Genomic DNA, 19039 nt, shown 5'->3' on the forward strand with positions numbered 1-19039 from the left:
ATCGCGGACGGCGCGCAAGCGGGACGCTTGCTTTTGCGCGCCGCCGCGAGCCGCTCCGACCACATTGATGGTGCTTAATATGCGGCTTTTCAAATAAGCCCGGTTTTATTGTGTGGCGCACCATCAACGTCGGGTAAATTCCACGTTGCCCGCCATGCCTATGCGTGGCCGGAAAATAGAAGAAGCACTGTGTGCAGTCGAGCTTGCGGCTTGCTATTTGGGTGAAGATTAGAGTTTGGCGACTGGCGCAAGCACGACTGCTCGGTGGGCCCTCCTGGTATCGAGGTTCGTGAGCGTCAGAAATCCTACTATTTGTTCGAATTCGGTATTGCGGCTTCGCAGGCCACGCATCGCGAGCTTGTGAGCCATTGACCCCTGCCCGATCGGTGCGACGTCGCGCTCGCGAGTCGGCACGGCGGGCAACAGATTTTACAAGCTGCGCCGCCATTCGCTTCTCGAAAGGCGTGCTCGGTCTCGGCGACGAAGATGCGTCGACGCCCGCAGCTCAGTTGAGCTTTATTGGCGGGCGCGCCGCAGTCGCCTTCGACACAATTTGGGTTGCGCCGAAGACGACGCACCCCAAATCGTCTTGTAAAATCAAACGTTGCCCGCCATGCCTATGCGTGGCCGAAAAATAGAAGAGTTACTGTGTGCAGTCGAGCTTGCGGCTTGCTATTTGGGTGAAGATTAGAGTTTGGCGACTGGCGCAAGCACGACTGCTCGGTTGGCGCTCCTGGCTTCGAGGCTTGTCTGCGTCAGAAATCCTACTATTTGTTCGAATTCGATATTGCGGCTTCGCAGGCCACGCATCGCGAGCTTGAAAGCAATAGGCCCCTGCCCGATCGATGCGACGTCGCGCTCGCGAGTCGGCACGGCGGGCAACAGATTTTACAAGCTGCGCCGCCATTCGCTACGCGAAAGGCGTGCTCGGTCTCGGCGACGAAGATGCGTCGACGCCCGCAGCTCAGTTGAGCTTTGTTGGCGGGCGCGCCGCAGTCGCCTTCGACACAATTTGGGTTGCGCCGAAGACGGCACACCCCAAATCGTCTTGCAAAATCAAACGTTGCCCGCCATGCCTGTGCGTGGCCGAAAAATAGAAGAAGCACTCTGTGCAGTCGAGCTTGCGGCATGCTATTTGGGTGAAGATTAGAATTTGGCGAGTTGCGTAAGCACGACCGCTAGGTTGGCGCTCCCGACTTCAAGATTCGCGTGCGTCAGAAATCCTGGCATTCGTTCGAATTCGGTATTGCGGCTTCAGAGGCCACGCATCGCGAGCTTGAGAGCAATTGGCCCCTGCCTGATCGACGCTTCGTCGCGCTCGCGAGTCGGCACGGCGGGCAACAGATTTTACAAGCTGCGCCGCCATTCGCTACGCGAAAGGCGTGCTCGGTCTCGGCGACGAAGATGCGTCGACGCCCGCAGCTCAGTTGAGCTTTATTGGCGGGCGCGCCGCAGTCGCCTTCGACACAATTTGGGTTGCGCCGAAGACGCCGCACCCCAAATCGTCTTGTAAAATCAAGCGTTGTCTGAAATGGGCGAAAGACTTTCTCCGAAAAGAGCTCGCCATCCATGGCTCGCCAAGACTGTGCAATGCTTTACATGCCAAATGCATAACAATATTCTTGAAGCCGTAAGAATCGTTAGTATCTATCCCAGAGCTAGGTAATGCCAGAAACCGCCAGAAACCAAATAATTCAGGTCTTAACAGAATGGACTGAAGCAAAGCTGACGGAGAACGATGTTTGGCGCTGGGCATCAGCCCGATGTTTGCCAGGGGAAGACAGCTACGAGGGCTGGCTGGCCGGTGATCGCATATCTCATGAAGTCATGCTGCATTTAAATAGCCTAGATATGTATCTTGTAGTCAGAGACGACATTCCCATATATTTACAATTTTTGAAGCGAGATGATTCTGATTTCGAATCCGCCTATAGAGATTGGCAGGAAAGTCTCCGCGAAGCCAATACTCAGGAGCGGAGAAGACAGCTCAAGAAAAATCCAATATATGCACCTTTCTGTTAATCTAACTCGACATCCATGTCTCGTTATCTCATCCCAATCGCCCACTTCAGACAACAAGATTTACGAGCTGCGCTCCCTGCGGTGCCGTAGCTCCTCGGGTGCTCGGCCTCACCCACAAAGAAGCGTTGACGCCGCACGCACGTGACGTGCATTCGGTGCGGCGCAACGCTGTGGGTTCGGCAAATTGATGACGCTTAGTATGCGGCTTTCCTAATAAGCCTGCTTTTATTGTGCGGCGCGTCATCAACTTCTCGTAAATCCAACGTTGTCGGCAATAGCCTTATTACTTTGACATCCTTGGAAACTGATTTCAGTTGACAGGCCAATCAATGTGTAATACATTGCAAACAGTGATCCAATATGAAGATGCGGTCAAGAAATCCTATAAAAAAGGCAAGTTGCCGAAGCTCATTTTTGAACAATTTCACCATGCTTTTCAAGCCTTGGAATTGACTCATGACTTGAGCATATTTGACATTAAGGCTTTGAAGGGTGATGCTGGGGATGAGCGGTTGTATTTTCGGTTGAGAAAGGGTAAATACAGGGCGATTTTTTATGTCGAGAATGCAGACTACTATGTTATTTCGATAGCGAAACGGGATGAGGTATACAAAAAATGGCAGTAATATCAGTCAGATTCAATGAAAAAGAATCCAAAATCTTGAAAAAATTATCGTCGGAATTGGATATTGACCAATCAACTGTGATCAAGAAGTCTATCATGGACACCTATGAGGATCTTGTCGATCGACAGGTCATTGCTGATTTCGAGAAATCTGCATCCAAGAAAAAGACAAAATTTCATAGTTTTGAACAAATCCTTGGTTCCTAAGGCTACTGCCGACAACAAAATTTACCTGCTGCGCTCGCTGCGGTGCCGTGGCTCCTCGCGTGCTCGGCCCTACGCGCCAAAGATGCCTTCGTCGCACAAGCGGGACGCTTGTTTTGTGCTCCTCAGGCAGGCGCTTCGGGCACATTTGGTGACGCAAATAGGCTTTACAGCCTGAAATAATGACACAAGCGTCACCAAACGTCAGGTAAATTCCACGTTGTCTGAAATGCGCTACAGGAGTTTGATACTATGAGATTGCTCACAATAATATTTTCCGTAATACTAATTTTGAACTGTAAAAAATCTGGCGGAATCCAGCCTACTGCAGAGTTGCCTAACCCTAAAAAGGCATCGAATGAAATATACTACACGTTGCCAAAAAATGGGACCAATTTGAGATCTGAGCCGAATGTTAATTCAGCCATTAAGGCGCTATTGCCTCAAAATACTAAAGTCAATTTCGTAGATATGGGGGATTTTGCTGAAATTGAAAATCAAAAAGATAGGTGGTTTGAAGTGGAGCATAACGGCACGCGCGGCTGGATATTTGGAAGCCTCTTAAGTGTCCTGCCGAGCAGTGCTAATCTTAACGCATTCATTGGTGGCTGCCTCCGCGATGGCTGCGAAACTTGCGATGCCATTCGGTTTATTCCTGGCGGTAAGGTACATATGGCGTTAGAATGCCATTTTGGTTCTGCGAAAGGCGTTTGGAAGATTGAAAACAATTCAATTACCGCTGATGTAACCATTCTGCCAGGGTGCTATGACAGTTGCCTTGCACCAGAAGAGAACCCGGGGTTTGTGAATGACAAGCGACCGGATGCGTACGAGCGGGCTTCCCAGGCATTCGTCGACCGAAATCGCCATAATCTCAAATTGCGATTTACGCAACAGAGCGACGGCTCGTTTGATTATGAAATACTTTCGTCAGATCGTAAACCTGAGCAAGCTGAATATATTCCACCAAGACCACTTGGGAGAATGCGACACTACGCTGTCACGAAATAGCGCACTTCAGACAACAATATTTACCTGCTGCGCTCGCTGCGGTGCCGTAGCTCCTCGCGTGCTCGGCCTCCGGTGGCCTGAAATGCGTTGACGCCCGCGCTCTATCGAGCTTAATTGGCGGGCGCAACGCAGCCACCTGCGGCACATCGATGGCGCGCCAAGAGCGGCTTAGCCAATAAGCCGGCATTTATTGTGCGGCGCACCATCGACATCAGGTAAATCCACCGTTGGCTGACATTTTATGGGCACAATATTAACTTATCGCAAATGCGCTTTTATCTCCGTACTGTCCATGACTCTCTCTTGTCGAGTAACTACACTCGAGAAAATTGGTGTGTCTGATGAGTACACAGGCTTTAAGCCGCGCGCTTCTGCGAAATTTGCATTCTATTCAGACGCGAAGATGAGCAAAGTCCATTCGAAAAAGGTGGTTCTGCCAATCACGACCTTTTTACCGATAAGGCAGCGATATGAAGACAAAAAGAATGGGCAAATAATCTTGGAAACACTAGTTGAGGGGAACCTTTTATATGCAAAAGAGGACGAAATTTACTATAATTATGCAAGTTGTGCTAAATTCAAGGACATAACTATCAAAGATTTGAATCGGTTAAAAGGTACTACATATACGGGCTTTTTCGAAAACACGGTGGGCGATCGAGGTGGCGGTGAAACAATCTCTGATCTCTATAATGACAGAGAACAATTCTCTAGGTCAAAATTTGATCTCCAAATTAATGGTAAACGGTATGGTGTTGCAACTTTTGAAATAATCACCGGCTATTGTCGAGATCGTTTTTCCATTCATCGAATATTAGATTTCATTATTCTTCCGGCTGAAGATGAGCCCGGCGATAAGTACATAATGATGTGCAAGGGTGAAGAAAAAATGGCCGAAAATTTCTATCTCATATCCACTTCGTATGATCGTTCGCTCGCAAAATACCTCACATTAGATCGAGCTTGGCATCTAAACCGAAAAACCCTAACTATCGAAGCAATAAATCCAAAAGTTTTGAAGTGTCGAAACCCATGTCCAGCGGGCTGTGGCCCATAAAACGTCAGCCAACAAATTTTACGCGCTGCGCCGCTGCGGTGCAGTAGCTCCTCGCGTGCTCGGGTCTCTGCGGCAAAGATCGCGGACGACGCGCACACCGGGAGGTGTGTTTTTGCGCGTCGCCGCGAGCCGCTACGACCACATTTTTTGACGCAAATCGGCTTTACAAATTGAATAATTGACACAGGCGTCAAAAAACGTCAGCGTAAAATCCACGTTGTCTGAAATTTCGCTTAATTTGCTTTGTACTTTCGGCCAGCCATGGCCGATTCAAAACCTCTCTGAATATCTTGCCAAGTTATGCTAAAAATTATGTCGTACCGTTAGTAAGAAATTCTTACAAGGGGTGATATGGAAACTATTGAAATCACGAGCGTCTCCTCTAAAGGGCAGGTAGTAATCCCCAAGAGTATTAGGTCTCAATTATCTATCGGCGAGGGTACAAAATTCATTGTGATAGCAGACGGCAGCAATCTGTTGCTCAAAAAGATAAACGAACCAGACAAGGCCGAGTTTGATGCCCTTATACGCCGCACCCGAGAAGTTATGAAAAACCGCAAAGTGACGCCTAAGGATTTACAAAAGGCTATCAAAGCCTCACGCGCTAAACGCGCTCGATGAAAGTCATTATTGATACAAACGTCTTTGTCGCCGGTCTTATTTGGTCTGGGAAACCGTCTCAAGTAGTATCGAAGTGGCTTAGTGGCGAATTTGAACTCGTACTGTCCGCAGAGCTACTTGCTGAATACGTTGAGGTAATTGAGCGCCTTTCCAAAAACTCCGAGTTGGCTTCTCATTGGCAGGAGACTTTGATCAAGAGAGCAACATTTGTTGCAGTTACGCAAACAGTCGATGTTTGTCGCGACCCCAATGATAACTTTATCTTGGCCTTAGGGTTGGCGTCAAGCGCCGATTATCTAATATCTGGGGATAAGGATATTTTATCCATCTCCGATTTTCCTATTAAAATCGTATCTCCGGCAACCTTCCTATTAGAGGTTTTCCGAGGACATTAGTTTCGCCTCGCCATCCCTGGCTTCGGCGATATGACGACATGGTCGCGAAACTTCAGACAACAAATTTTACGCGCTGCGGGCGCGACCGCTTCGCTGGGTCGCGTCCTCGGGTCTCCGCGGCAGACGATCGCGGACGACGCGCACACCGGGAGGTGTGTTTTCGCGCGTCGCCGCGAGCCGCTACGACCACATTTTGACTTGCTGCGAAGACACAGCAAGTCAAAACGTCAGCGTAAAATCCACGTTGCCCGCCATGCCTATGCGTGGCCGAAAAATAGAAGAAGCACTGTGTGCAGTCGAGCTTGCGGCTTGCTATTTGGGTGAAGATTAGAGTTTGGCGGCTGGCGCAAGCACGACTGCTCGGTGGGCCCTCCTGGTATCGAGGTTCGTGAGCGTCAGAAATCCTACTATTTGTTCGAATTCGGTATTGCGGCTTCGCAGGCCACGCATCGCGAGCTTGAGAGCAATAGGCCCCTGCCCGATCGATGCGACGTCGCGCTCGCGAGTCGGCACGGCGGGCAACAGATTTTACAAGCTGCGCCGCCATTCGCTACGCGAAAGGCGTGCTCGGTCTCGGCGACGAAGATGCGTCGACGCCCGCAGCTCGGTTGAGCTTCATTGGCGGGCGCGCCGCAGTCGCCTTCGACACAATTTGGTTTGCGCCGAAGACGGCACACCCCAAATCGTCTAGTAAAATCTAACGTTGTGCGAACATTTTTGCGGCTTGTACTGCGTCGGCATCCGTGCCGACGCCGCCCCGCTAGACAGAATACAGGGTTAGGCCTTTAATAAATTTGAAATCCCGAACATTGTAAGTGAAGAGCTGAAAGGATTGGTCCATTGCAGTCGCGGCAATTATTGCGTCAGGTATCTTGAGACCATGACTCTTCGCATACTTTCGTATCAGGTCAACAGCTTTAGTGGAAATATCCTCAGATATGGCAAACTCTTGAATTGCATCCAGAGCCTTTTCAATTTTCCGTAGCTCCGCATTGTTCCATGCACCGACAAGAAGCTCCATTCTTGTGACAGCAGAGATCGCAAGATTTTCTGCCTTGATTACCCTTAGCGCTTTGGCTGCATCAGCAGAATCCCGAAGGAATTCTACCATGACATCGGTATCAACGATTACCACGATGCCAAGCCAATTCCCGAAGCTCTTTGCCGGTAATTTTTCGTTCTTTCCATACCCCTTGAGCAGCAAAAAAATCTTTAGGGAGCCGTTTTTTAGCTTTCTTAGCGGGCTGAACGTCTGAAACCTTAACAAAATCCAGAGTTTTGAGGAATAGCACTAAGTTCTTTCCCTTTGCTTCGTCCCGGATGTTTAAGGCGTATTTGGCCATGTGTAACAATATAGACCAGAATTCGATTGTCAACCATATGCTGCGTTGAGGCCGTGAATTATCAACAGGGTAACAGCGTCTAAGGCACCCGCGGCCGTCCGTGGCCGCAGGTGCAGCCGCAAAAACGTCGCACAACAAGATTTACGAGCTGCGCTCCCTGCGGTGCCGTAGCTCCTCGGGTGCTCGGCCCTACGTGCCAAAGATGCCCTGCGCCCGCCGGCCAGTGGGCCTGCATTGGCGGGCTCGGGCAAGCACTTCGGGCAAATTTTGGCGGCTAAATATGCTCTTGCCATATTAAAGAATTGACATAGTGCGCCGCCAAAACCTCTCGTAAATCCAACGTTGTCTGCTATTGTCGCACCTTTTATACCCAGCGGCATCCGTGCCGCTGCTTGCCGAAGGAGTAGCATAGCATAAACTGTCCATACTATTGCGACAAAACAGATGAGAGAAAAAATGACACTTAAATCTTCTAAATGCTACCTCATTTATGGGACAGCAATATTAATTATGATCGGCTGTGGGGCCACCATGGTTCGTAAGCCGTTAAAAAGTTTAAACCCAATGTCTTGGGCCTTCAAGGCGACGCCAAAACAGATTTATGATTGCATAGAGGCCAATGAGGCAGAATTCTTTTCAGGCCGGCAAAGCACCGACTATAAAACAGGTCAAACTACCAATCTCATGACAGGTTCAGTTTCCATTAATAAGCAAAAAACTATGATTTCAGAAAATGGCGAAATTGAAAGGGTCTTTCTCGAAAGTTCTCATTATGATCCCTTTTGGCCATCTCCGGTATATGTCAAAGATGGGAAGGAATTGCCGTACTTCGCTGACTTTCTCGTTACTCTACAGAGGGAAAGCAAAGCGACTACGAGTGTTTCCGTCTGGTGTATGGGCGCCAAGGTTATTTCCGGTAAGGAATTTACGATTGGTCACGCATGGCGAAAAAATGTATACGAAAGTGTTGCTTGCTCGTCGATTGAAGAGTATACAATACTCAGGTATATTGGGAAATGTTTGAAACAGGCTGAAATGCCAAATACTATTTTTCCCATGGCTGAAGATCTGGCAAAGTAGATTGGGCGCTCGCGCATCCTTGCGCTCACTCACAGGTGCGACAACAGCAGAGAACACGTTTTACCTGCTGCGCTCGCTGCGGTGCCGTAGCTCCTCGCGTGCTCGGCCACTCCGCGCCGAAGATGCCCTGCGCCCGCCGGCCAGTGGGCCTGCATTGGCGGGCTCGGGCAGGCGCTTCGGGCACATTTTTGCTTGTGTCTAAGAAGCCACAAGCAAAAACGTCAAGGTAAAACCAACGTTGTCGGCCATTCATTTATGAAATTAACTTTTCTAAAAGCACCAACCCTGTTAGCGTTAATGATTTCAACGCTAGCAGCAAAACCCATAAAACCTCAGGACATAATTATCGTCGAAATAACTTCGCAAGACGTTGGAGTAAGGTTGAAATCTGTAGAAGAGTATGATACAAATCGACTTGTTAGACACGCTTTTCGGACCGCCTCAGCAGAGTTTCTAAGGCGGGCGCAAGGGAAATCGAAATTTATACTAATAGATATGTGGTATCCCGACTTACTCGAAATGCCAAGCGACGAGTCTTTATTGGCTGCCCTCAAACTGTCTCCCCGTATTACTTTCGCCTCTGGGGGGCCGCATAATCAAAGGTTTGAAAAATCGCTTTCACATTTTGCTGAAGCTATTCCAGAAATGGGGCATATCCTGCTGAATGCGGAAGATCCGTCCGTGTTCTTTTTTTTTCCGACCCTATGCACTGAAGACTCAGATTGGCCTGCTAACAAACATCCCTGCCCGGTGAAATTTCAGCAAAAGCACATAGCATTATTGGCGGCGGAGAAGTACCTTGGGATTGAATTATCTTTTGAACCGGGCAGTATTTTTTGGGTGCCGAGAAACGAGTTTAAGAGGTTCCACCGCATAACCTATTCAAGCTTCAAGAAGAATCCCAAAGTCATTGATAATAAGTTAGTAATCTTGATAAGTAAACCATTCCCACACACAGATATGTTTGATATTCCTGGACGCGGCAGAATATCGGGCTCCGAAATTTTAGCCATGATGATAGTATTTTACTCGCAAGATCTTTCTGCAAAATGAACGGCCGACAACAAATTTTACGCGCTGCGCCGCGACCACTTCGTTGGGTCGCGTGCTCGGGTCTCCGCGGCAAAGATCGCGGACGACGCGCACACCGGGAGGTGTGTTTTCGCGCGTCGCCGCGAGCCGCTCCGACCACATTTTGACTTGCTGTGAAGACACAGCAAGTCAAAACGTCAGCGTAAAATCAACGTTAGACGCCATTTTGTGATGTAAGAGATTTCATACATGAGTAGCAACATATTCAAAGACAGCAAAACACGAGATTTCTGGGTTTGGATCGATCCGACCAACTTCATGACAAAGCATCAAGTCACGCTTGCTGGCAGTTTTACTTCCGCCGGCACAACTGATACTCAAGAAAACTTGATGTTCACCCCAAATCCGAATTTCCGGGCTGCCATTAGCCCATTTCAAAGTGGGCTGACAATACGCTATATAGCCGAATATAATTTGGAAATCCACAGAAAGCATTCATTTATGAATTACCCTTCGAGGCTCCAGGCGATTTTTCTATTCGACTCAGAAGCAGAGGCCAATAAATATCGAGAAAGACATATGGCCCACGTCGGCAATCGGCTATTGAAAAAGGTTAAGACTTATGCCGGCTACACCTTCTCAAGGCATGATTCAAGTTGGGTTGATTTTATGAGAATAGGGCATTCTATGGACTCCGACACTATTCGCACAATTTCCGAATCATATTGGCGTGGCGATGCAACCGCGGCAAATAGCCTGAAATCAATGGGCCAAGATTGGTCACAAGACCCGATATACGAGATACTCTTTATTGGCAGAGTTGACTTTTATGATAAATCACTCCCTATCTCACAAAACGGCGTCTAACAAAATTTACCCGCTGCGCTCGCTGCGGTGCCGTAGCTCCTCGCGTGCTCGGGTCTGCGCGGCAAGGATCGCGGACGGCGCGCAAGCGGGACGCTTGCTTTTGCGCGCCGCCGCGAGCCGCTCCGACCACATTGATGGTGCTTAATATGCGGCTTTTCAAATAAGGCCGGTTTTATTGTGTGGCACACCATCAACGTCGGGTAAATTCCGCGTTGGCTGAAATAATTGCGCCTTTGTCCTGCGTCGCCTTCGTGGCGACGCGGCTACGATTTGAGATTTAAAGCCAATGCTAATCAAATTCATTTACATGATAGATGGCAATCGAGAAAAATGAGAATTTACAGAGGTTAAGACGATTTATGCAAATATCGCAATCAGAAAAAAACACACCTCAACTCACCATTACCATCAATGCGGTAATAGACGCCGTCTGGCACGCTCTTCGCCATAAAGAGAAACTAATGCAGTGGCATGGTTGGGCTACGCCCAGCCTTGAAGATGAGATAAATACGATTTATTTTACTGATGTGAAAGAAGAAACTGATGATGTTCAGAAGTATAAGCTTGTAGTGAACGGCGGTGATACTTTCATCCTTAAGTCTGACCAAGACGCCACAAACTTAACACTCGTAAGAGCTGGGCTTAGTGGTAACATTGAATGGGATGCATACTACGGTAATATTACAGAGGGTTGGGTCTCATTTATAGAGCAGCTGCGCTTTTTGCTTGAACATTCGCCAAAGATCCCTCGAAAAACAACTTTTAACAAGAAGAAGTTGGTTAGGGAAGAGATCATATCACAGTTGAATCTTTCGGACCTGACGGAAGGTACTAAATTCAAAGGGCAGCTCGAGGGTGAGATGCTTTCTGGAGAAGTATGGTTCAATACGCTAAACCAACTTGGTCTTGTAGTCAATGATTGGGGACCAGGTTTGTCAATTATACAGTTCAGCGAGAATTGTTGCATTGATACCGAATTTAAGTAGCAAAGGTTGGACCTTTTTGGATCCTCACGCTTGGTTTCTCGCCGCCCGGCCCTCCTATACGGGGTCACAGGCGCAATTACTTCAGCCAACAAATTTTACGCGCTGCGCCGCGACCGCTCCGCTGGGTCGCGTGCTCGGGTCTTCGCGGCGAGAGATCGCGGATGACGCGCACACCGGGAGGTGTGTTTTCGCGCCTCACCGCGAGCCGCTACGACCACATTTTTTGACGCGAATCGGCTTTACAGATTGAATAATTGACACAGGCGTCAAAAAACGTCAGCGTAAAATCCAACGTTTGGTGCAATGCGCTAATTTTATGCAAAACTATGAAACGCTGTACTATTTTGTAACGGGCCTATTGGCTCTATACTTTGCGAACAAAGTTCATGAAATGCTAAGGGGCAGTGACTTAAATCGATTAAGGCGGTCTTTATCGGCCACTAATTTCTCTATGCTTGCGGAATCCGCTGATTCGATTGAAATGTGTCTTGCATTTCCAGAAAGATTACGACCATTGATTAACTCTTCGTATGACTTTGGTCGTGGCGTGTCTGGCTTTCTTTCTGAGATGCCGTTAAATCGGCGCGAAGAATATTCCCGTATTGTCTTTGCGTTATACTCTCGTTTGCCAAACATTATCCCAAAGGATCCTTCCCTGATCCTGTCAAATTTCTATGACCTTGAAGCGAAGCCAAATTTACCAAGAAAGGTCCATAAGCTGCCTTTCCAAAAAACGCCATGGTTCATAGCCGGTACCTCAGAAGAACTATTCAAAAAGATTTTCGTGCCAGAGCTGATAGGCTTGCTGGATGGGCTTGCTACTGGCAAAAAACATCCAATTTTTATCCTGCAGTTGGAGTTAGGTCGCTTCCTTTCCTTAATAATCATCAATGCCCCGGAAAAAGCATCCGAGTTTGCGCATGTAGTAGAACAATTTGTAAAAATCAAAACTTACATCGAAGCGCACTGCACCTAACAAAATTTACCTGCTGCGCTCCCTGCGGTGCCGTGGCTCCTCGGGTGCTCGGCCCTACGCGCCCAGGATGCCCTGCGCCCGGCCAAGCGGGAGCTTGGTTTTGCCGGGCTCGGGCAGGCGCTCCGGGCACATTTGGTGACGCAAAATGGCTTTACAGATTGAAATAATGACACGAGCGTCACCAAACGTCAGGTAAATTCCGCGTTGGGTGCCATAACGAATGACATGAGCAGGAGTCGTAAGATGTGTAGAATGTTAGTTTTGACCGTGTTGAAACTGTTTTTGTCAGTGCTCGTCTTAAGTTGTACAAAGCCTAGTTTACCGACAATATCTGAGGAAACGACCTGCGATAGATTGCAGAAAGCCACTGCAAGCTTGAATTCGAGGCAAAGGAAAGACTATGAGTCAGCCGGGTTCATACAACCGTGGCGGGCTAATTTTGTCTTAGTTTCAGAGAAGTTCAGCATCAACTGCGATCTCCGATATCATTCCGGGCTCTTTTTAGCACATAAGATAAATGAAACTCAATTGTCGGATAACCTAAGGCAATTCGTTTCAAAACATCAATGTGCAATGTCCAATATAGTCCTGGCAGCCACAAAGACAAATGTCTGGCGGGGGGCTGGTGAGCATGATATTTTTCTCACGATTTCCGATGAACTAATGCCTTGCTGGGCGGAAGTTGCGACTGATGAGATGCTTGTTGCAAATTCAGTGAATTTCAAGTTACTGCATCGACAGATGATACTGTCCCCTAGTAGCAGGCTGATTCCGATTTTGGAGAAAGAGTTGAACAACCCTCAGGGAAATCTTGTATCAGCCTGAGGGGCACACATTTTGCTGCACAATGCTGGCATAAATAGACCTTTCAAGCCTTTCGACCATGTGAATCCGAAATTCTTCTTTAGACCTAAGGAAGAATATCTGGAAATCCATAGGCGACTAATTAGCAAACCAGGCCCAATTAGTCCCAACGAACTATGGGCTCTTCTCAATGCTGGCGATCCGCTATAGACTCTGTAAATTCGTTACGGCACCCAACACGTTTTACCTGCTGCGCTCGCTGCGGTGCCGTAGCTCCTCGCGTGCTCGGCCACTCCGCGCCGAAGATGCCCTGCGCCCGCCGGCCTGTGGGCCTGCATTGGCGGGCTCGGGCAGGCGCTCCGGGCACATTTTTGCTTGTGTCGAAGACGCCACAAGCAAAAACGTCAAGGTAAAACCAACGTTGTCTGACATTGTCGCGCTTCTCTTATCTCACCCGCATCCGTGCGGGTGCGGCTAATCTGATTGACGACTTCATCGGGCACCGGAGTCTTTTCCCGCTTATGAAAAAATTTTTACTTATCGCCCTGATCTGGAGCTCTTCTCCTTGCCTTTTTGGGGCAGAAAAAGTCCAATGCCAAACAGGCGCATATAGTAAAGATTCTGACCCTGCTGGTACGAATATTCGGGAATCTCCTAATGGCAAAATCCTGACCGCAATTCCCAGCGATACGGTTTTTTCAATCATTGGGTATAAAGACGGTTGGTTTGAAGTAACAGATTTTGAGTATTATGTTCATGATTCCCCCGATATAGCTTTTGCGAAACGCATGAAACATAAAATTTCTGGAGAAAAGGCAACCATACCTGGCTTGAAAGGTTGGATTCACCGAAAACATGTAGATGTTCATTTTGGTATTAGCTCTCCAATTAGAGTCAGAAAAGTACCCGATGAAGAAAGCATATTGTCGTTTTTGCTGCGATATCCTAATCCAGAAGGCCCAGATGAAATCCTTGAATGTTCAGGGAGATATTTGAAGATAAAGGTAAAGCATAGAACCGGTTGGATAGACCAGTTTTGCACTAATACCCTAAGTAACTGTGTTTAATAGTCTAAGACAAAAAGAGTCACGCCGACCTCCATGCCGGCGTGACGCGCGACAACGTCAGACAACAAAATTTACCCGCTGCGCGCGCGACCACTCCGTTGGGTCGCGTGCTCGGCCTCGGTCGCCAAGAGTCGTTGACGCCCGACAAACGGGACGTTTGTTTGGTCGGGCGCAACGAGGCGACCTTCGGCAAATCGATAGTGCATCAAGTCGCGGCTTTCGAATGAAGACCGCATCTATTGTGCGATGCACTATCGACTTCGGGTAAATTCCACGCTGCCCGCCATGCCTATGCGTGGCCGAAGAATAGAAGAAGCACTGTGTGCAGTCGAGCTTGCGGCTTGCTATTTGGGTGAAGATTAGAGTTTGGCGACTGGCGCAAGCACGACTGCTCGGTAGGCGCTCCTGATATCGAGGTTCGTGAGCGTCAGAAATCCTACTATTTGTTCGAATTCGGTATTGCGGCTTCGCAGGCCACGCATCGCGAGCTTGAAAGCAATTGGCCCCTGCCCGATCGAGGCTCTGTAGCGCTCGCTAGCCGGCACGGCGGGCAACAGATTTTACAAGCTGCGCCGCCATTCGCTACGCGAAAGGCGTGCTCGGTCTCGGCGACGAAGATGCGTCGACGCCCGCAGCTCAGTTGAGCTTTATTGGCGGGCGCGCCGCAGTCGCCTTCGACACAATTTGGGTTGCGCCGAAGACGGCACACCCCAAATCGTCTAGTAAAATCTAACGTTAGGCGCAATATCGCAAATTTTTTTAAGATTCCCTCATCGCTGCCCTCCCTGGCAGCGAAATTTGACAATTATTTGCCGTTTTGTCATATACAGTGTAACCTAGCAGGGTAAGAAGGTCTTACATTCATGAAAAAGTACGAAATTACGAGCCTTTCTTCGAAGGGACAAATTGTTATCCCAACTCAAATCCGTAAGCGTCTAGCACTCGCCGTGGGCACAAAAATGGCCATTATGACTGATGGCAAAAACGTCCTTCTGCAGAAAATTGAACCACCCAGAATTTCAAAGTTTAATGATCTTATTGCACGCAGCCAAGAAATTAGAAAGCAGAAGAAGTTAAAGAAAAGCGATATCCAGGCCGCCATCAAAGCAGCTCGTAAGAAGAAAGTTGCGAATAGTATTTGATACGAACCTGCTGATTTCGGCGATTTTCTATGGCGGCAAGCCATTGGAATTGCTGAACTTGGTCAAAAACGGAAAAATTGACGTAATTGTTACTCCTGATATCCTGTCTGAATACAAAAGGTCCTTATTCAATTTTTCTAAGGATGAGGCCATCGCGGCTGAATGGCATTCATATTTCCGGGAGTTTGGAATCCTGGTCCAAGTTACGCGGAAATTCGATTTATGCAGGGACGCCGATGATAACAAATTTCTCAACGCGGCATATGCGGGAAAAGCTGATTTCATCGTTAGCGGTGATAAGGATTTGCGGGAAGTTCAGGGATTCCATATACCCGTAAGTACCGTGGCCGCTTTTCTAGCCACGGTTAAAGAAAAGAAAACATGAGGCCATTGCCATCCTTGGCAATGGCCTCTATCGATGCGATACTGCGCCTAACAAATTTTACAAGCTGCGCCCGCGTTCGCTTCGCTGCCACGCGGTGCTCGGCCCTACGCGCCAAAGATGTCCTCGTCGCACAAACGTGACGTTTGTTTGGTGCTCCTCGGCCAGGCGCTTCGGGCACATTTTGCCTTGCAGCGAAGACGCTTCAAGGCAAAACGTCTTGTAAAATCCGCGTTCTATGTCATTGCCTAGCGTCGCGAAGAGGTAGAAAAGCCGAAGAGCACCTCGTCATTGTAAGCTCCTTCCAGGCATCAACGCTGGTTGTGTAACGACTGCTATAGATGAAGATCGCGACGCTCCGCGATCGCTGCAAGAGTATTACCCAGGCGTATTCGCAAAACCCGCGAAGAGTTGTCGGCGCGATGGATCAGGTTTCGTCTTGCGCTACGTTCGCGAGCCCACGTTCATTCGTACGCGGCGGGAATTACGGAAAGCTTGCGAACTCCGCTTTTCGCAGACCTCGCGCCGCTCGACAGGTAAAGTGCGGGTTTTGCGAACACGCCACGGCCCTACCCCCCCAAGCGACCGCTTGACGGCAACGACATAGAACAAATTTTACGCGCTGCGCCGCGACCACTCCGTTGGGTCGCGTGCTCGGCCCTGCGCGCCAAAGATGCATTCGTCGCACAAACGGGACGTTTGTTTGGTGCTCCTCAGGCAGGCGCTCCGGGCACATGCGCTTCGCGTAAAACGCAATGGGTGAAAAGGCAAAACACTTTACACCCGCAGGCGCACGTCAGCGTAAAATCAACGTTCTCTGCAATTCGGCGCAAGACACTTTTTCTTGACAACATATAGATTGTACAATATATTGTACTTATGGATGCGGTTTCTTACAGTGATCTGAGGAAGAACCTTAAGAAGTACATGGACGATGTCTACACAGGGCATTATCCCCTCATCATTACGAGAAAAAACGATGAAAATGTTGTAATGATTTCGTTAGATGAGTTTAATTCGTTGCAAGAAACAAATTACCTTTTAGCCTCTGACGCCAATGTCAAACACTTGAAAAAGTCCATCGCGCAGCACCGAGCAGGTAAATTGAAGCAAGTAAAGATTCCTTGATGAATGTATTATTTACGGATGCCGGCTGGGAGGACTATGTTCACTGGCAGTCAGAAGATCGAAAGACATTGAAAAAAATTAATGATTTAATCAGAGATATAAAACGCTCTCCATATGAGGGTATTGGGAAGCCTGAGCCCCTGAAACACCAATTACAAGGCTATTGGTCACGCAGAATTGACCCGGAGCATAGACTTGTATATCAGGTCGAAGGCAACAAGACACTTGTCATTATAGCCTGCCGCTATCACTACTAAGCGCCGAACTGCAGACAACAAGTTTTACCTGCTGCGCGCGCGAGCACTTCGTTGGCTCGCGTGCTCGGCCGCTCCGCGCCAAAGATGCCCTCGTCGCACAAGCGGGACGCTTGTTTTGTGCTCCTCGGGCAGGCGCTCCGGGCACGTTTTGGCTTGCGGCGAAGACGCCACAAGCCAAAACGTCAAGGTAAAACCCGCGTTGTCTGAAATGATTTGCCAACAGATTCGCCCTGCTCCCCGTCATCCTTGACGGGCCATTGCCGAAGCGAATTCAAGCAGGGTTACTCAAGGAATAAGCAATTTGAAGCCAGTTAAGTTGTATTTAGAGACATCGGTTTGGAACTTTTACTATGCCGATGATGCTCCTGAAAAAAGGGATATAACCCGGCAGTTCTTTGAAAACTACGCCAGAAATCAGTATGAGTTGTTTATTTCTGATGAGGTATTGAGGGAAATCAGTCAGGCCAATCCGAATACGCAGCTTTTACTTCGCGAATTGATACAAAAATATGAGCCACAGATTATCGATCTATCAGAAGAGGTTGAAATCCTAGCTCAAGCCTATCTGGAAGCCAAAATCCTCCCTCCCCGGTGCGAGGTTGACTGCAGGCATGCTGCCGTAGCCACCGTTTATGAGCTTGACGCGCTACTAAGTTGGAATATGAAACACTTGGCGAACTACAGGCGAATGCAAGCCATCAACGCTATTAATTTGTTGCGCGGTTATGGAAAGCATTTGGAACTGATGGTGCCAATGGCGGTGAGCGAAGATGAAAGTTGACAAGTCATTAGAAGAAGTCAGAGCCTGGAAGGATAAGATTTACGAAGCCGACAAGGGTCTGACAACTTCACAGTTGCTCGAAAAATTGAGATTGGAGACTGCAGACATTAAGGCCTCCCTCAAGCTTAAGCAATACAGACCAGAATTAGCAAGTGCAAAAGCTAAGTAGCCATTTTTCGGCATCCTTGCCGAAAAATGCGGCGTACAAAGTGGCAAATCACTTCAGACAACAAGTTTTACCTGCTGCGCTCGCTGCGGTGCCGTAGCTCCTCGCGTGCTCGGCCACTCCGCGCCGAAGATGCCCTGCGCCCGCCGGCCAGTGGGCCTGCCTTGGCGGGCTCGGGCAGGCGCTTCGGGCACATTTTTGCTTGTGACTAAGAAGCCACAAGCAAAAACGTCAAGGTAAAACCAACGTTGTATGCAATTGCGCGATAAGTCGTAGTGATTTCACAAAAACATTGACTCCCTATTGAATAGGGTCAAAATTTGATTGTGTTCAGGGTTTTCATTGAGCTGCCTTCATTCTTGAAATCTTGGACGAAGATCGGCTTAAGTGAAGAAGATTTGTGGGAGCTGGAGGATTTTTTAGCAGAAAATCCTGAAAGTGGTGATACAGTTGCGGGAACCGGTGGTTTACGTAAGATTAGATGGGCCGCGAAAGGCAGAGGGAAACGAGGTGGCGCGCGAGTTTGTTACGTCGATTTTGTCCGGCGAGAGAAACTTTATTCTATAGCGGCATACTCGAAAAATGAAAAGTCTGATATTTCTCCAGAGGAAAAGGCTCAGATAAAGAAGCTAATTGACCAACTTAAGTGAGGATGCATATATGAAAACACGGACACAAACAAAAGTAGGCCAAAGCAGTATACAGGGGCTGAAGGAAGCTATTGCCTTTGAAAAAAGCGGTGCCTTAGCCGGTGCTCGCGTAAGACAAATCGCAATAAAGCCGCTTTCGCACTACAATAATCGTGAGATTAAGCGCATTAGAGAGAGTTTGAAATTGACGCAAAGATCTTTTGCCTTACTCATGGGTGTCTCTATCAAGACTGTAGAAGCCTGGGAAAATGGTAGAAATGAGCCCAATGGCACAGCTCAGCGAATGCTATATTTACTCAAAACAGACACCAAATTGCCGGAAAAGTACGCGTTGATTGGTGCCTGAATCGCGCAACTGCATACAACAAAATTTACCTGCTGCGCTCCCTGCGGTGCCGTAGCTCCTCGGGTGCTCGGCCCTACGCGCCAGAGATGCCCTGCGC

The 19039-nt window shown here is 48.5% G+C and carries 25 protein-coding genes and 1 pseudogene; 21 read left to right on the forward strand and 5 right to left on the reverse strand.

What is annotated here, in order from left to right; all coding sequences use genetic code 11:
• Window positions 1-429: 429 nt before the first annotated feature.
• Window positions 430-907 (reverse strand): annotated as a pseudogene (locus TURPA_RS24445) (hypothetical protein).
• Window positions 908-1665: 758 nt separating this feature from the next.
• On the opposite strand from TURPA_RS24445, the gene TURPA_RS17635 reads away from it, so the two are divergent.
• From TURPA_RS17635 to TURPA_RS17665, 7 genes are all read left to right on the forward strand, one after another.
• Window positions 1666-2022, forward strand: coding sequence for a hypothetical protein (locus tag TURPA_RS17635; protein ID WP_014804624.1), 357 nt, complete (start codon window positions 1666-1668; stop codon window positions 2020-2022).
• A gap of 350 nt (window positions 2023-2372) precedes the next feature.
• Window positions 2373-2648: a type II toxin-antitoxin system RelE family toxin gene (locus tag TURPA_RS17640; protein ID WP_217157593.1), complete on the forward strand. Its 276-nt coding sequence runs from the start codon at window positions 2373-2375 to the stop codon at window positions 2646-2648.
• Complete coding sequence (locus tag TURPA_RS24450; protein WP_014804626.1) at window positions 2639-2854, forward strand: DUF6290 family protein; 216 nt, start codon at window positions 2639-2641, stop codon at window positions 2852-2854. The genes TURPA_RS17640 and TURPA_RS24450 overlap by 10 nt, the downstream gene beginning before the upstream one ends.
• A gap of 249 nt (window positions 2855-3103) precedes the next feature.
• On the forward strand, window positions 3104-3862 hold the full coding sequence (locus TURPA_RS17650; RefSeq protein WP_014804627.1) for an SH3 domain-containing protein: 759 nt from the start codon (window positions 3104-3106) through the stop codon (window positions 3860-3862).
• Window positions 3863-4196: 334 nt separating this feature from the next.
• On the forward strand, window positions 4197-4919 hold the full coding sequence (locus TURPA_RS17655; RefSeq protein ID WP_041948666.1) for a hypothetical protein: 723 nt from the start codon (window positions 4197-4199) through the stop codon (window positions 4917-4919).
• A 351-nt stretch (window positions 4920-5270) separates the two neighbouring features.
• Window positions 5271-5540: an AbrB/MazE/SpoVT family DNA-binding domain-containing protein gene (locus tag TURPA_RS17660; protein WP_014804589.1), complete on the forward strand. Its 270-nt coding sequence runs from the start codon at window positions 5271-5273 to the stop codon at window positions 5538-5540.
• Window positions 5537-5935 (forward strand): putative toxin-antitoxin system toxin component, PIN family, encoded by a 399-nt coding sequence (locus tag TURPA_RS17665; protein ID WP_014804629.1) that lies wholly within the window; start codon window positions 5537-5539, stop codon window positions 5933-5935. The genes TURPA_RS17660 and TURPA_RS17665 overlap by 4 nt, the downstream gene beginning before the upstream one ends.
• A gap of 52 nt (window positions 5936-5987) precedes the next feature.
• Here TURPA_RS17665 and TURPA_RS24455 read toward each other — a convergent pair whose 3' ends face one another.
• From TURPA_RS24455 to TURPA_RS17680, 3 genes are all read right to left on the reverse strand, one after another.
• Window positions 5988-6482, reverse strand: a complete 495-nt coding sequence (locus tag TURPA_RS24455; protein ID WP_014804630.1) for a hypothetical protein — start codon at window positions 6480-6482, stop codon at window positions 5988-5990.
• A gap of 213 nt (window positions 6483-6695) precedes the next feature.
• The gene (locus TURPA_RS17675; RefSeq protein ID WP_041948667.1) at window positions 6696-7070 is read right to left on the reverse strand and encodes a type II toxin-antitoxin system VapC family toxin; all 375 of its coding nucleotides are present in this window, start codon (window positions 7068-7070) and stop codon (window positions 6696-6698) included.
• Entirely contained in the window at window positions 7057-7278 is a 222-nt protein-coding gene (locus TURPA_RS17680; protein WP_041948668.1) for a hypothetical protein, read from the reverse strand. The genes TURPA_RS17675 and TURPA_RS17680 overlap by 14 nt, the downstream gene beginning before the upstream one ends.
• Window positions 7279-7722: 444 nt before the next feature.
• Between TURPA_RS17680 and TURPA_RS17690 the strand changes: the two genes are divergently transcribed.
• The 6 genes from TURPA_RS17690 to TURPA_RS23195 all read left to right on the forward strand — a co-directional run bounded on the left by TURPA_RS17690 (window position 7723) and on the right by TURPA_RS23195 (window position 14090).
• Complete coding sequence (locus tag TURPA_RS17690) at window positions 7723-8358, forward strand: hypothetical protein (RefSeq protein ID WP_157210575.1); 636 nt, start codon at window positions 7723-7725, stop codon at window positions 8356-8358.
• A 255-nt stretch (window positions 8359-8613) separates the two neighbouring features.
• Window positions 8614-9411 carry a hypothetical protein gene (locus tag TURPA_RS17695; protein ID WP_014804633.1) on the forward strand — a complete coding sequence of 266 codons (798 nt, stop codon included), beginning with the start codon at window positions 8614-8616 and terminating at the stop codon, window positions 9409-9411.
• 228 nt (window positions 9412-9639) lie between these two features.
• On the forward strand, window positions 9640-10257 hold the full coding sequence (locus TURPA_RS17700) for a hypothetical protein (RefSeq protein ID WP_014804634.1): 618 nt from the start codon (window positions 9640-9642) through the stop codon (window positions 10255-10257).
• 314 nt (window positions 10258-10571) lie between these two features.
• On the forward strand, window positions 10572-11243 hold the full coding sequence (locus TURPA_RS17705; RefSeq protein ID WP_053332230.1) for an SRPBCC family protein: 672 nt from the start codon (window positions 10572-10574) through the stop codon (window positions 11241-11243).
• 316 nt (window positions 11244-11559) lie between these two features.
• On the forward strand, window positions 11560-12219 hold the full coding sequence (locus tag TURPA_RS17710; protein ID WP_014804636.1) for a hypothetical protein: 660 nt from the start codon (window positions 11560-11562) through the stop codon (window positions 12217-12219).
• Between the two features lie 1325 nt (window positions 12220-13544).
• Window positions 13545-14090 carry an SH3 domain-containing protein gene (locus TURPA_RS23195; RefSeq protein WP_014804638.1) on the forward strand — a complete coding sequence of 182 codons (546 nt, stop codon included), beginning with the start codon at window positions 13545-13547 and terminating at the stop codon, window positions 14088-14090.
• A gap of 359 nt (window positions 14091-14449) precedes the next feature.
• Here TURPA_RS23195 and TURPA_RS24460 read toward each other — a convergent pair whose 3' ends face one another.
• Entirely contained in the window at window positions 14450-14635 is a 186-nt protein-coding gene (locus TURPA_RS24460; RefSeq protein ID WP_157210576.1) for a hypothetical protein, read from the reverse strand.
• Between the two features lie 318 nt (window positions 14636-14953).
• On the opposite strand from TURPA_RS24460, the gene TURPA_RS17725 reads away from it, so the two are divergent.
• The 8 genes from TURPA_RS17725 to TURPA_RS17760 all read left to right on the forward strand — a co-directional run bounded on the left by TURPA_RS17725 (window position 14954) and on the right by TURPA_RS17760 (window position 18942).
• A complete protein-coding gene (locus TURPA_RS17725; protein ID WP_014804639.1) occupies window positions 14954-15232 on the forward strand; it encodes an AbrB/MazE/SpoVT family DNA-binding domain-containing protein in 279 nt (92 codons plus the stop codon).
• Window positions 15216-15617, forward strand: coding sequence for a putative toxin-antitoxin system toxin component, PIN family (locus TURPA_RS22230; RefSeq protein ID WP_014804640.1), 402 nt, complete (start codon window positions 15216-15218; stop codon window positions 15615-15617). Before TURPA_RS17725 ends, TURPA_RS22230 begins: the two co-directional genes overlap by 17 nt.
• 876 nt (window positions 15618-16493) lie before the next feature.
• Entirely contained in the window at window positions 16494-16742 is a 249-nt protein-coding gene (locus tag TURPA_RS17735; RefSeq protein WP_014804641.1) for a type II toxin-antitoxin system Phd/YefM family antitoxin, read from the forward strand.
• Window positions 16742-16999: a Txe/YoeB family addiction module toxin gene (locus TURPA_RS17740; protein WP_014804642.1), complete on the forward strand. Its 258-nt coding sequence runs from the start codon at window positions 16742-16744 to the stop codon at window positions 16997-16999. The genes TURPA_RS17735 and TURPA_RS17740 overlap by 1 nt, the downstream gene beginning before the upstream one ends.
• A 301-nt stretch (window positions 17000-17300) precedes the next feature.
• Window positions 17301-17780, forward strand: coding sequence for a type II toxin-antitoxin system VapC family toxin (locus TURPA_RS17745; protein ID WP_014804511.1), 480 nt, complete (start codon window positions 17301-17303; stop codon window positions 17778-17780).
• Window positions 17770-17949 (forward strand): hypothetical protein, encoded by a 180-nt coding sequence (locus tag TURPA_RS17750; protein ID WP_014804512.1) that lies wholly within the window; start codon window positions 17770-17772, stop codon window positions 17947-17949. The genes TURPA_RS17745 and TURPA_RS17750 overlap by 11 nt, the downstream gene beginning before the upstream one ends.
• Before the next feature lie 323 nt (window positions 17950-18272).
• On the forward strand, window positions 18273-18596 hold the full coding sequence (locus TURPA_RS17755) for a type II toxin-antitoxin system RelE/ParE family toxin (protein ID WP_041948673.1): 324 nt from the start codon (window positions 18273-18275) through the stop codon (window positions 18594-18596).
• A 10-nt stretch (window positions 18597-18606) separates the two neighbouring features.
• Window positions 18607-18942 (forward strand): helix-turn-helix domain-containing protein, encoded by a 336-nt coding sequence (locus tag TURPA_RS17760; protein WP_014804644.1) that lies wholly within the window; start codon window positions 18607-18609, stop codon window positions 18940-18942.
• Window positions 18943-19039 lie beyond the last annotated feature (97 nt).

Source organism: Turneriella parva DSM 21527 (assembly GCF_000266885.1).
Taxonomy (GTDB): domain Bacteria; phylum Spirochaetota; class Leptospiria; order Turneriellales; family Turneriellaceae; genus Turneriella; species Turneriella parva.